The organism is Ruminococcus sp. AM31-15AC (assembly GCF_003462045.1).
Lineage (GTDB): Bacteria > Bacillota > Clostridia > Oscillospirales > Ruminococcaceae > Hominimerdicola > Hominimerdicola aceti.
The window spans coordinates 42,073-55,645 of sequence record NZ_QTYG01000003.1; the positions used below are offsets into that span (position 1 = coordinate 42,073).

12 protein-coding genes are annotated in these 13,573 nt (G+C 43.6%); all 12 read right to left on the minus strand.

Annotation, left to right across the window (positions count from 1 at the left end; translation table 11 throughout):
* Positions 1 to 2 precede the first annotated feature (2 nt).
* Positions 3 to 209, minus strand: a complete 207-nt coding sequence (locus tag DW793_RS01530) for a hypothetical protein (RefSeq protein WP_118156871.1) — start codon at positions 207 to 209, stop codon at positions 3 to 5.
* Positions 206 to 505, minus strand: coding sequence for a hypothetical protein (locus DW793_RS01535; RefSeq protein ID WP_147342142.1), 300 nt, complete (start codon positions 503 to 505; stop codon positions 206 to 208). The genes DW793_RS01530 and DW793_RS01535 overlap by 4 nt, the downstream gene beginning before the upstream one ends.
* A 69-nt stretch (positions 506 to 574) precedes the next feature.
* Positions 575 to 1,336 (minus strand): zinc ribbon domain-containing protein, encoded by a 762-nt coding sequence (locus DW793_RS01540; RefSeq protein ID WP_118156873.1) that lies wholly within the window; start codon positions 1,334 to 1,336, stop codon positions 575 to 577.
* A gap of 179 nt (positions 1,337 to 1,515) precedes the next feature.
* On the minus strand, positions 1,516 to 2,346 hold the full coding sequence (locus DW793_RS01545; protein ID WP_117856903.1) for a purine-nucleoside phosphorylase: 831 nt from the start codon (positions 2,344 to 2,346) through the stop codon (positions 1,516 to 1,518).
* 14 nt (positions 2,347 to 2,360) lie between these two features.
* Positions 2,361 to 4,859: an ABC transporter permease gene (locus tag DW793_RS01550; RefSeq protein ID WP_118156874.1), complete on the minus strand. Its 2,499-nt coding sequence runs from the start codon at positions 4,857 to 4,859 to the stop codon at positions 2,361 to 2,363.
* Positions 4,835 to 5,335: a hypothetical protein gene (locus DW793_RS01555; protein WP_147342143.1), complete on the minus strand. Its 501-nt coding sequence runs from the start codon at positions 5,333 to 5,335 to the stop codon at positions 4,835 to 4,837. The genes DW793_RS01550 and DW793_RS01555 overlap by 25 nt, the downstream gene beginning before the upstream one ends.
* An 18-nt stretch (positions 5,336 to 5,353) precedes the next feature.
* Positions 5,354 to 6,406: an efflux RND transporter periplasmic adaptor subunit gene (locus tag DW793_RS01560; RefSeq protein WP_118156876.1), complete on the minus strand. Its 1,053-nt coding sequence runs from the start codon at positions 6,404 to 6,406 to the stop codon at positions 5,354 to 5,356.
* Positions 6,407 to 6,661: 255 nt separating this feature from the next.
* On the minus strand, positions 6,662 to 7,711 hold the full coding sequence (locus DW793_RS01565) for a carbohydrate ABC transporter permease (protein ID WP_118156877.1): 1,050 nt from the start codon (positions 7,709 to 7,711) through the stop codon (positions 6,662 to 6,664).
* Positions 7,712 to 7,723: 12 nt separating this feature from the next.
* The gene (locus DW793_RS01570) at positions 7,724 to 8,806 is read right to left on the minus strand and encodes a carbohydrate ABC transporter permease (protein ID WP_242988937.1); all 1,083 of its coding nucleotides are present in this window, start codon (positions 8,804 to 8,806) and stop codon (positions 7,724 to 7,726) included.
* A complete protein-coding gene (locus DW793_RS01575; protein ID WP_118156878.1) occupies positions 8,806 to 11,283 on the minus strand; it encodes a DUF5696 domain-containing protein in 2,478 nt (825 codons plus the stop codon). The genes DW793_RS01570 and DW793_RS01575 overlap by 1 nt, the downstream gene beginning before the upstream one ends.
* 26 nt (positions 11,284 to 11,309) lie before the next feature.
* The gene (locus tag DW793_RS01580; RefSeq protein WP_117938293.1) at positions 11,310 to 11,939 is read right to left on the minus strand and encodes a Yip1 family protein; all 630 of its coding nucleotides are present in this window, start codon (positions 11,937 to 11,939) and stop codon (positions 11,310 to 11,312) included.
* Between the two features lies 1 nt (position 11,940).
* Positions 11,941 to 13,551: a tetratricopeptide repeat protein gene (locus DW793_RS01585; protein ID WP_147342144.1), complete on the minus strand. Its 1,611-nt coding sequence runs from the start codon at positions 13,549 to 13,551 to the stop codon at positions 11,941 to 11,943.
* Positions 13,552 to 13,573 lie beyond the last annotated feature (22 nt).

The following is a 13,573-nucleotide window of genomic DNA, read 5'->3' on the forward strand; positions in this document are numbered from 1 at the left end:
CCTCAGCCCTTTTGGCTGAGATCAAATTTTTCGATAACTTTCCCGAAAATATACCAGTTGTTTTCTATTTTGACCACTGTTATCTCACGGCTGGCAGACAGCTCGCCACTGTCAGTGATCTCGGTGAGCTTCGCTGTCATCGTAACAGCTTTTTTGATAGTCACATTTTTGTGATAGCTTTCCTTATAGCTTTTTTCAAGGTCTCTCAAGCCGTCGCTGTCAAGCTTTTTTTATCGCTGAGCTTATAAGAAAGCTCCGTTTTTTCCTCGCCCCTTGTGAGAAGCGTTTCCGCAAGGGCTTCGTTATAGCTGTCGCTGTTTTTATACTCCGCCTCCGCTTCTGGGGTAAAGCAGGAAAGATATGACTGCGTATCGCTATACTGCGCCGCTGTGACTAAAGTTGCTACTGGCTGTTCATATCCCAGGACCGCTCTTTCTTCCTTTCCGCAGGAGCAAAAGAGCATTGCCACACACAAAAGCATACACAGAACTGATATTTTTTTCATTGTGCAAACACCGTATTTTTTCAAAAACGGGCGGAAAATTCTCCGCCCGTTACTGATAGTTTATATATCTTAGAAACCTGTGCTTATTGGAAGGTCGCCCTCGTCCAGAAGTACCCATGTGCCGTCCATCTTGCCAACAATAACAGTTGTCTTGTCGGTCTTGTCAGCGTCTTCGCCTTCGATAGTATACTTGATCTTTACCTTGTAAGCCTTTGTGAGCTTATACTTCTTAGCCTTTTTAACACTAAGTACAGAGGCAAGATCTGACATATCGTTGTAGCTGTCGATATCGTCTGAGTCTACCTTAGTCTTTTTAACGACCTCATAGCTTATCTCAGCGTCATCGCCGTATTTCTTTGTAAGTCTATCTCTCTGCTTTTCAGCCTCTTCATCAAAATCCTCGTCGCTTATCTCAATGATACCGTCCAGAGCGTCTGCCATATCTTTATAATAAGGAGGCATAAGCTCTTCATAAGCCTTACCGTCACCGTCATTGAGAACGTCCATAACGTTATTGATAGGAGTTTTCCAGCTTCCACCGCCGAAGATCAGACAAAGGATAACGACTACCAAAATAACAAGCACGAGCAAAACTGCCAGAACTGCGATAGTGAGCTTATTAGGCTTGTTTTTCAGATTTTTGATATTTTCAACAGAAACAGCGTCCTTGATAGCGTTCATGTCAATATTCTTGGCTGCCTGCTGAAGATTTGCCATTGGTGAAGCGGTCTGCTGTGCAGGCTGCTGAGGTGCTATTGTTGCACCGCACTGAGTGCAGAAAGTCGCATTGTCGTTAAGCTGAGCTCCGCACTGTCCACAAAATTTTGCCATATAATTCTCTCTCCATATTCATTATAAATTTTTTTGAAGACATTTACTTCATAATAATATATTAAACTAAAGCGTTTGATTTGTCAATAGTTTTTCACAAAGTTTAGCAAAAAAGTACACATCATCAGCCCTTTTCGCACATTTGTTACATATTATTTTGAAAAAGCTGTTACAAAACCTTAAAGCTGTTTACCTATTCTTATGATGCTTTCTGTGATAAGCTTTTTGAAAAGGGGAGCAGCCTTGTCTGCACATTCCTGAACTTCAGCATGAGTGAGAGGATTATCCGTCATGCCTGCTGCAAGGTTTGCAACGCAGGATATTCCGCAGACTTTCATGCCTGCATGATTTGCGGCGATAGCCTCGCAGGCTGTTGACATTCCCACTGCGTCAGCACCGATAGTTCTTGCCATTCTTATTTCCGCAGGGGACTCGAAAGACGGTCCGGTGAGCTGGAGATAAACGCCATGGCGGAGGGTTATGTCAAGATCTTCTGCTGCACCTGAGATGATATCCCTGAGCTTTTTGTTATATATCTCGCTCATATCAGGAAATCTTGTTCCAAGCTCGTCGATATTCTTGCCAATAAGAGGATTAGGAACAAAGCTTGAGATATGGTCTGTTATAAGCATGAAGTCGCCTGCCTTGAAGCCTGCGTTCACTCCGCCCGATGCGTTTGTAAGGAAAAGCACCTTTGCGCCCAACATTCTCATAAGTCTTGCAGGAAGCACAACGTCCTCCATTGCATATCCCTCATAATAATGCACTCTGCCCTGCATTATAACAACAGGCACTTCGCCAACATATCCGAAAACGAACTGACCCTTGTGTCCCTCTACCGTTGATGTAGGGAAGCCCTCTATATCCTTATAGCTGAGGGTGTATTTCACGTCTATGGAATTTGCATAATCGCCAAGACCTGAGCCAAGCACAAGGGCTACCTTTGGCTCAAAGTCTATTTTGCTTTTTACGCATTCGTAACATTTTGTAAGCTTTTCATAAGCTGTCATAAAATTTCCTCCTATCAATCCTCACCAAGCTTCAACGCCTGACTTATCTTTATCTTCTTTATAAGTCTGCCAAGCACCACAAAGGCTGTGAGCAGCATTACTCCTATAACTGCATAAAGCTTCAGATAGTCGCTGCGTTCAGGTATCACTGCAAACGGCGGCACTGACTGGCTTGCGTCGAAGATGCTCTGGAACAGCGGTACAAAAAGGTCGCTGGTTATGCCGCCGATAAAGATAGCGGCGAATATTGCAACGCCTGACACCAAAAGCTGTTCATAGACTATCATCATTATTATCTCTCTGAACTTCATTCCCATTGCTCTTAGGATACCAAACTGCAAAGTCCTGCTCTTTATGGAGAGTATCCAATAGATAAGGAAACCTATTATGCACATCACCATGATGATGATAAAGCCAAGAGTAAGAGCGCCGTTCATGCCCTGGAGCATAGGGTCGTTTTTCTTTTCTATAGTCTGCTGGCTTGCAGATTCAAGGGTGAGGGGTTTAATGCCTGCTTTGTCTATTGAGTCATAAAACTCCTGAACGGAAGCTCCGTCTTTGAGCTTGAACCATACCTCATAAGGCTCCATGCTTGTCTGAACGTTCACATAGTCGTAATTCATAACGGCAAAGTCCATATAACCGCCGTTTTTCGCCTCTTTATAAGGGCTTAGTCCCGGCCAGTAGTCAACAAAGGCAAGGACGGTCACTTCAAAGGGCTCGTTTCCGCCCCACTTACACTCTACAGTATCACCAAGCTCCAGACCATAGCTCTTGAAGCTTGAAGAGAGGATAACTCCCGGTGTGTACTCTGCGAGGGCGTTCAGGTAGTTATTTAACTGAACAGGCAGAAGTCTGTCCTCAAATTTGCAGACCTTTGAGAAATCGCTTGGCACTATGGTCATAAGCTGGACATTGCTTGTTGAGCTTTTGCCTGAGCTTGTGTCAACGCTTTGGTCAAGGAAATCGTCACGGGTCTTTTCCTCATCGTCAGACTTTGTCTGCTGTCTTGGAACGTTCATTTTGTTTGAAGATATGGTCACGCCGTCTTTTCTGAAAACCTTTGTGACATCTTCCACTCCTGCGAGCTTTTCAAATCGCTCAAAAACAGGCTCTACATACTGTATGGTAGTTTCTGTATCTTCTTCGTCGCTTTCCTCGGAAGTCTGCTTTGTGCCTGATTGAGCTGCCTGAGATGCGCTTTGAGGAGTGGACTGCTGTGCAGATTCTATCTTACTGCTATACCACTGCTCTGTAAGAACTGCGTCGCAGCCAACCCCATAGGCAACGCTTTCCTCGGCATTTCTATTCAAGGCTCTTGCGGTATTCGCAAAGAACACGCCCAATGATACAGTAAGAACAAGGAACAGCATCAAAAATCTTTCCCTACCCGTTGAGGAGCGACCGATATTAGTCAGTGAAACATACTGTGCAGGCGACCACACTCTTCTGCCTATTCTTGCGAGAAGCCTTATTATATAAGGATATATCCTTATAAGAAACAGACCAAGACCAAGTATAAAGGCAGTGGAAGCCACGAACATTATAGGGTTTACTGTTGCGGTGGTGTCTGTTACACCCTCTGCAACAAGCTTTTCCTGAGTTTTGTTGTAATAATAAAGCCAGCCAACTGAACCGCCCACAAGGATAAAATCAAGGCAGACCTTTTCCCACAGAGCGTGCTTTTTCTTTTTGGCTTTTGACTGCTTATGCTCAACAATAGTTGTTTTTGTGGCAGGAAAGATCGGTATCATAGTTGTGACAAAGAACACCGCCACGGCTATTGCCGCATAGACGACAGCTTCTATTGTCATATGAACAGGGAGCGAACGCCTGTTGACAAACTCCAAGAATCCGTTTGACGCACCAAGTACCTTGCAAAGTCCAAGACCTGCGAATGGTCCTATTATAACGGTCAGAACGCCCAGTACGAGAGATTCCAGAGCATAAATTCCCATTATCTGCAAGCGGCTTGCTCCACGGCTTTTGAACACCGCTATCTCGTTACGCTCCTGCTCAACGTTGAGCTGCGACACCATAAAGAGATAGAATATTATCATAAGTATGACAGGTATCTGCAAAAGCCACAAAACAAGCTGGAGCTGTGATGAACGGCTCTCATAGTCCTTGAGGATATCTGAGGCAGGCATCGAAAAGCCTATGGAATTTTCACCAAAATAGGTCTTTTGCTTTGCTATCATCTCGTTTGTGCTTGCAAGGTCAGTCATATTCATGGAAGCATAATCCACCGCATAGTTATGGACAGCCTTTGTGATATTCACAACGCCAGTATCAACGCAATCCCCGAGCATTGTGTCATAATCTGTAAAGACAACGGCTGTATACTGAGAATCAAGACCCTCTGCCCAATATGCGTCATTTTCGTCCTTAACGTCAAAAACGCCCACGATCTCTATTTTTATTGACTTGTTATCATCAAACACGTCGGCTATCTCATATACTGTGTTTATAGCAAGCTCTGTGCTTTTCAGGCTTTTTCTGTGGCAACGCACTCGTAAACGCCGTCTGAACGCTTGCCTGCAGTGAACATTCTGCCCTGCTTTATGCTGATATGGTCGGAAATATCCGTCATACCGCCGAGAGTGAATCTTGCCTGCGAATTGCCATCTGAAACGGCAAGTGAACGCACATAAAGATACTCGTCACTTATATACTTCTTATCAAGCTTTTCAGGCAGACCAAGCTCCTTGAACTTAGCCTCCACTTTGTTATTATAATTCTCAACAGCTTTCTGCTGCTCACTGCCTGAGATATCCATTTTCAATCCATAGCTGGTATTATACGCACCCGGATAGATCTCATATTCTGTCTGGAACGACTCAAGATCCTTTACAAGCATTCTTTGCAGAGAAGCGTTCATATAAATAGGGATAGTGCTCATCATGGCAGACGCCATAACAAAGCCTATCAGCAGGCAAAGCACCATCCATTTGGTGTTTCGCATTTTACGGAACAATAAGGTGAACATAAGCTTATCCTTTCAAACCTATCTGATAACAATTTCGTCGCCCTCTTTAAGACCCGATCTTATCTCGGTCTGAGAGCCTGTAGAAAGTCCTGTTTCCACTTCAACGGCAGTTTTTTCACCGTTTTTCAGCACATAAACTACCTTTGTGCCGTCAACCTTTTTTATCAGATTATTTGAGATAACGATAGCATCCTTTACGCTGTCAAGGACAAGTATCGTATCTGCAAGCTGACCCACTGCTTCCGCAGGGGCGGTATCCTTGAAACGAACATAGATAGTATCCGCCTGATAATCTATACCTGTTTCGTCAACATTATTGTGATCCTCATTCTGCTCAGCCTGATAATCAGCAAGCTTTTTAGGAGTCATAAAAACAACACCGTCATAATAATCCTCGCCTATCCTTATCTGCACTTCTGTGTCGATATCATACTGGGTGAGGTCGTCAGGCTGTATTGCGATATAAAGAGCCGAAGTATCTATAACAGTTGCGATAGTCTGACCAGGATTTACGTTGTCGCCTGCTCTTACGTCAGAGAGTGACGAAACAACGCCGTCTATAGGTGATTTCAGGCTTGAATCCTCCTTCTGAGCCTGCAATTTTTCAAGCTCTTTTTCAAGGAGCTGCACGTCAACATAAGCAGAGTCTATCTCTGCCTGAGAGCCGCCGCCTTCATAAATTATATCAACTTTAAGCTTTGCTTTTTCGAGATAAAGCTGTTTTTCTTCTATCTGATAGTCAAGGTCATATGTATCAAGGTCACAGATAACATCACCCTTTTTGACCTTATCGCCTGCTTTTACATAAAATTTTGACACTGTGCCGCTCTGCTTTTCATAAGAAAGAGTATACTGATTTTCCGCTGTGACAGTGCCCGTTGCGACTATCTTCTTTTCAAGGTCTTTTTTCTTTGCCGTCACTGTGGAATATGTAACATCGCTTGCCTTCACGGTCGGTGCATCGAGGACTTCCTCCTCGTCAGGAAGCAGATAGCAACCCCCTGCGGAGAGGCACATTATCGCTGATACTGCGGCAGCAAAAAGCTTTTTTAAATCAACTTTTATATTCATGTTCAGACTCCTAACTGAATATTTTTATAAACAACTTACCATGGCAATAATACCCAAAGTAATTATATCAAAAAAAAGTTTTTTTTCTATACACGATTGTACTAAATTAACCTGACATTTCAAAGCAATATGCACAATTGCGTTGCTTTATATATGTACAAATTTAATAAGTCTTAAATATATGAACATAAAAAGGCTTCACGCAAAAAAAGTCCCGCACCGAAGTGCAGGACTTTTGATAAGCATATTTGCAAATTAGTTTGCAAGACCTGATCTTTCAACACCCTCGATAAAGTATCTCTGAAGGAATACATACATGATAAGGATAGGTGTGATAGAAAGCAGACAACCTGCTTCAAGCCATACGATTATCTGTCTTACAGATACCGCCTGACCGTCGAAGAGCTGCTGAGTCAGGTTTGTATTCAGGTTCTTCAGCATAAGAGCAACAGTGTCGTTCTGTGTGAAGAATGATGATGATACATAGTAGTCGTTCCAGTACCAAACGATAGAGAACAGGAATACTGTCAGGAACGATGACTTTGCGTTAGGACACATGATAACAAGGAATGTTTTCAGTGGGCTGCAGCCGTCGAGGTATGCAGCGTCTTCAAGCTCCTTAGGAAGTCCTCTGAAGAACTGACGGAAGATGAAGATAAACAGACCTGCACGGAGTCCGTTTGCAAACAATGCAGGAAGATACATTGTCCAACCGCTGTTGATAAGCGATGTTGATTTGCCAAGTGTGAATACCTTAGCGAGCCACTCTGGCTTGAAGTAAGCATACTGGAGGTAAAGTGGGATAGTTGTGATCTGTGGAGGTACGATGATCATAAGAACAACGATACCGAACAGGATTCCCTTACCTTTGAACTTAAATCTAGCGAAGCCGTAGCCTGTGATAGAGCAGGTGATAACCTGAAGGACAGATGCCACGAGGTTAAGGATAACTGTGTTTACAACAGTATCTTCAAACTTCATTACTCCCCAAACGTCCTTGATGTTATCAAGTGTGAAGCTCTTAGGGATCCAAACTACTGATGGGTCGTTCATCTGCTCATTTGGTCTGAACGCAGTTGAAAGCATGAATATCAGTGGATAGAGGATTACGAAGCACAGACCAAACAGGATAAGGAATCTGAAGAACGGCCAAACCATTCCGATAGCTCTTCTTCTTCTGTTATAGCTGATCTGCTCAGGGGTGAGATATTTCTCAAGACCCTCATCTTTCATCTTCTTATAACGGGCTTTAATAGCAGCCTTTCGTTCTTTTTCGAACTCTTTTTCTTCTTTTTTAGTTGCCACTTAAATCCCCCCTTATTCTACTTCATAGTAAACGAACTTATTAACAAGTGCTACGACAAGTGCAAGGAATACTGCTACGATAAGGAAGTATGCCCAAGCCATTGCCGCTGAGTAGCCATGCTCCCAGTTGCTTGCCTTGTTAAGAACGATCGTCATAACTTCGTTCTGTGGATCGACGAATGAGTCAACGATTGTATAAACCACGCTTGAAAGTATCATTGGGCTGATATAAGGAATTGTGACTTTCCAGAAGAACTCCCATGAAGTTGCACCCTCGATCTGGGCTGCTTCCTTAGCTGAGAGCGGGATACCCTGAAGTGCTGAAAGCACCAGAAGTATCTGGATACCTGAGTTCCATACAAGGTTCAGGATGTCGGTGGTCAGCGAGTTTATCATCATAGTGAGCTTATCACTGATGTTGTAGATGCCGAGGAAGTTCAGCAGCTGGTCAACGAGGTCAGCCTCGAACATTGAGCTGAACTGCTCAGATCCGCCTGCGTATCCGCCTGTGCTCATGTTACCGTTGATGATGTCGATAACAGGACCTGTAGCGATGATAACAGGGAGGAAGAATACTGATCTTGCGAATGTTCTTCCCTTGAATTTCTGATTAAGGATAACTGCGATAAAGATAGAGAATATGAGGATAAGAGGAGTTCTCAAAACCGTATTCTCGATCATTGCTACCAGAGCCTTGGAATAATCCTGATCCTTACGGAAAGCGTTTACATAGTTTTTCCAACCGATAAAGGACATTTTCATTCCGCCCTGAGTTACCTCAGTTTTGTTGAATGAGTAAATGAGAGATTCTATAAGAGGCAGGATAAAGAAGTAGATAGTACCCAGCGCCCAGATCGCTATAAATCCGTAGCCGTAAAGTCCTTTTCTTTTTTCATAAGAAAGTCTGTGCTTCTTTTCCTTCATCACAGGTGCAGGAGCGACTGCCTCAGCGGCAGGCTCTTCTGCGATTATCTCCTCTGTTGAAATTTCTTCTATAACAGCCTCAGCGTCATTTTCCTTTTCGACTGTATCTTCAAGATCCTCAGCCTTAACAGCCTCGATCTCTTCAGGAGTGTTTTTGATCTCTTCGCTCATTATTCTGTCAAACCTCCTTCTATACAATCTGCAAGGTCATAGACCTCTGTGCCTACGGTAGCTGTTGCGTTCTTCTTATCAACACTGATAACAACGTCTGAAGCTCCGTCCTTTGAATAAGTTGTGGTAAGAACGTTCTTGTCATCGCTCAGCTCATACTTTGTGATCGTATAATCTGAAACGCCTGAAAGTATGCTGCTTACCTTTTTGTACTGATTAGCTGCAAGATCTGTCCAGCCTGCATAGTTTGAATAATACAGGTCGTCATATTCTGTATCCTGAAGCGTATCAGCGTCAGCGTATGTCATATCATAGTGTATCTGTGAGCCTGAAGCCAGTGAAAGCAGGAATGTTTCATCTGAATTTGAGCTCTTATTGATAGGTGTTGAAGCGTAGTCAACATATCCGTGAATGACCATCTGATAGAATGGGATATCGAAATCTGTTACGTTGAATCCACTGGAGTAAACAGGAACGTTTGAAACGTTTGTTACATATGGGAGAACGTAAGAGTTCGCACCGTCTGCGAATACTGTACTGATCTTCTCGCTCGCACTCTTATAGCCGTCAACGACAGTATTCATGGTCTTGCTTCTGCTTGAAGGCTCCTTCTTTGAATAGTCAGAAACAAGCTTTGTTGAATAATCACCGAAGCCGATAGAAGTGAGCTTTTCATCAGTATAGCTCTCGAGCATTTCTGTGAACACATTCGAGTACTTGTTTGGTGTGAGCAGAGCAGGTGAAACTCCCTTTTCTGCAACACCGAAGGCTGGGCTGTATGATGACTGTCTTGAATAAGCATTTGAAACTCTGATAGCTGTGCTTGTAAGAGTCATATATCCCCATGAACCACTGTCCATCTTGAAGTTGTTCATTGAAGGAACGATCTTCATATTATCGTCCTTTGAGATAAGCTTATCAAATGCGCTTGAACCACCAAGCTTGCCGGACGGAGATACCTCTGTGGATATCTTGTTCTTGATAGAGTCATTTGTCCAGTCGTTATAGTTGACAGTTATGTTGTCAACTCCGCCGTCCTTGAGGATATCAAGTATGTCGGAAGCCTGATCGAAGCCAGTGATCTCTGTTTTAAGATTGAATGGGATACCAAGAATAGAAGTATCCTTCATAACGCCGCCATAAAGGTCAACGTAAAGATCGCTCTTATTTGCCTTAGCCTTAGCTGTAAGACCCCTATTATTGATAAGGTAGTTTCTGTAGACCTCAGCGCAGTCAGCGTAGTTAAGATCCTCACCGTTATCTGAATCAACAGGATAATAACGAACTCCAAATCTCTCGGTCTTTATTCCGTTCTTCTCGAACACTGTGATCTTGTTTGAGTTATCACCGCTCATGAAGAATGAGTCTGAGCTTCTTGTTTCAAACTCGAAGTAACAAGTGTTGTAAGCCTGCTTTTCCTGTCCGCATACCTGAGCGTGAGCATAAACGTTTGACTCACCGTCAGAAGCAACGCAAACAAGTCCGGATGAACCGCTTACTGTTGCAAGGACCGGCATATAAGCCTGCTGAGTGGTTCTTGGAGCTGTTATTGGAACGGCTGTATAATCTCTGCCGAATACCTGCTGATTGTAGTCAGCGTACTCGGTCTTGCCGTTGTTATAGTTTATTACAGCACCGCTTCCGTCAGGAACTATCATATAGCCTGTCGCAGTTGAATCAGCAGCGCCGAAGTTAGGGCAGAACTCGATCTTTGTAAGCACCTTTCCGTCTACCTGAGAAGTGTTTTTCTCCTCGATCTCATCTGAATCGCAGTAAACATAGAGGTTATCGTCCTCAAGAACATAGTGTATCTTGAGCTTCACACCATCAGAAACGTAGTTATATGTAGCAACAACGCCGTCTGAATTTTTCTCCCATTTTACTTTTGCCTTGTTGGAGTAAACCGGAGCAGGGGACTCTGTTCTCTTTTCCTGTCTAAGGTCACCGACTCTGATAGCGGCACTTGCAGCGATCTGCTTTCTCTGGGCATTTTTCATTGCTGTGCCCTTAACTGTGTCGATAATTGTCTGGTCAGCCTGAACATTTATAGGCGAAGTCCACCAATACTTACCTGAAGCCTTTACATAAAGACAAAGTCTTTCGTTTTCTTCGTCAAGATAAAGAGCTATCTTGTCGTTCTCTGTTATCTTTTCGCACATTGCAAGAGCTTCTTCGTCAGTTATAGGCTGAACCTCGTCGTCCTTGCTTGCTGTAGTAGTTGTTTTCTCATCGGCTGCTGAGTCTTCAGCAGCTTCATCGCTGCTTTCATCGGCAGTAGCTGCTGCGTCGGAAGCGTCAGCTGAGCTTGTATCATCAGCCGCTGAATCGACACTGCTGTCAGTATCCTTTACTGCGGCGCTTGAATCAGCCTGGCTTGAACTCTCGTCAGTGGAAGAAACCACCATTGACCCCAGAGGCATCAGCATTGTAAGGCAGATAGCAAAGACAACTGCTTTCTTGTAACTTTTGTTATGCATTTATTATTTACACCACCGTTTCTGTTTTAGCCTCTGATCCTGTACATGATCTCAGTATAAACTGAGTAACCGAATACATATACCTGCTGGAACAATGAAAGGAGAAGTATCGCAAGGAACAATATAAGAAGCATTGCGACGATCGTACCAATAATTGAAGCAAGTGTTTTTCCGAATGAATACTGGTGAACGGCTCTCATTGCCTGCACCATAAGGATAACAGACCAGCCGATGCCAAGATACTGGATTGCTGTGATCCAGATCGACTCGTCCTGTACCAGAACGTTTGAGAAGATCACTGCGATAAATGTGCAAACGATGTAAGGAACAAGAGAATATGCAGAATAGATGCAGATCTTTTTAAGTGTACCTTCACCGTCGAGAAGTGTGCATATTGCCCAGTTGCCGAGTACCCAAGTGAAGAAGTAAACTACAGACTGAACGATAAGCGGAACAACGTTGAATACTTTAACGTAGCTGTCATTGAACTGGAAGCCTGTGAGCTGTCTGTCAACGACCATTGCAATAAAGAGGAAGAGAACTATGAGCATCGATATTTTCATTGAGCCTTGTTTCTTCCATCTCAGGTCCTCAAAACCTTCAACAGGGTGGAAAACGCAATGCTTGAGCCAACCTACCGGAGTAAATTCATACATATCAGTTTCCCTCCTTCTTTTTGCGCTTGATGAGCTTTATGCCCTTTTTCTTGAGAACTGCTTTTACGATGAGCAGGGCGATCAAAACGATAATAACTACCATTATCACTGTGAAGTTATCTCTGAGCCATTCTTCTCTTGCATATTTGAATGCCTTATCGTAATCGTCCTGATCGTAAGCTGTCTTGAAGTAATCCAGAGCCTTTGTATACTCGCCGTCGTTAAGGCAAGCCTTACCAAGTCCGACATAAGCCATTGCATAGCCGCCGTCTCTCTTTATAACTTCTTCCCAGTCAGCTCTTGCGTCTGAGTATCTACCCTCGTCATAGAGGAGAACTGCTCTGTGAACGACATTACCGAAAGTTGTTTCAGTATAAACTGTGATATCGTTCTTTGTTCCGTCAAGGATATAGACCTCGTTGCCTCTTGCCTCGATAGCGTTTGGTCCAAGGAAGCTTCCTGCCTGATCAGAAGTGGAGTTCTTTGTACCAAAGATGCAAAGGAGGTTGCAAAGCTTATCATACTGGAACACTCTGCCGTTCTCATAGTCAAGAACATTTATTGTTCCGTTGTCAGAAACACAGATATCTGTGAGTCTGCACTTATAAGTTTTATTTGTTGTTGAATCATACTCGGAAGAAACATCACCGAATGAATACTTGTCGCCGACTGCGTTATCCCAGATGTTATAACCTGCTGGGTTAAGCTTCTTAACGGCGTCGGTCGTAGTATTTGCAGCCTCAGTTACAGTGTAGATAAATCCGTCTGCGTCGATATCGAAGTTTGCATACTCGACCGGAACGTTTCTTGTCATTGCTGAGATCTGCTCGTTTGAAGCGATCTTTCTCCACAGCTTCTGAGCAATGACAGCGGCGGTTACCTCAACACGGTTAGCACCGTAGAAGCCCTGAAATTCGCCGTCCTTATTGAACTGAACAGAACCTGTGTTTACTGACTTACAAACAACGTAGATGTTCTCTGCCTTATCTGCAAGTATCTTTGAAGGGTTGAATGTTTCGGAATCATAAAGCTTTGTGTCAGGCTTTGTGTATTCCTGCACCAGAGTCATATCTGTGCCTGACTCAACAGTACACTTAACAGCCCTTGAATTGTCTGTATCTGCAATGTAAACATAAAGCTTATCATCAAAGATGCTCTTTTTGACATAAATGCCGTTAGGATTAAGGAAGGTCGATCTTCCGTCCTCGCCTACAGATATTTCTGTAGAACCTGTGAATCCGGTATAACAGCCTGTTACCTTAAGATCAGTATCAAGACGGAGTATTCTGTTGTTGCCTGAATCGCACATCCAGAACGTATCGTTGTCCTGATCGTAAAAGAGGTCTTTTGCATCTGAGAGCTTTGCAGGAGCGTCATCGCTTATATAAAGCGGGTCGCTCGGATCTGAAAGCCTGTCAAGACCCATATCTGCACCTGTTACAGTCTTTTCTACACGGTAGGCACTCTGCGATGGGATCGCATCGTCCCAATAGTCGTAGTTATAGGCTGTATAAGGCTCATCTGCGAAAGCAGTCACAGTCATGGTCAGCGCCAGACCTGCTGCAAGTGCCGCAGAGATCATTCGTTTTAGAGAGATTTTATTTCTCGACACTACTTATCACCTTTTTTCCTTT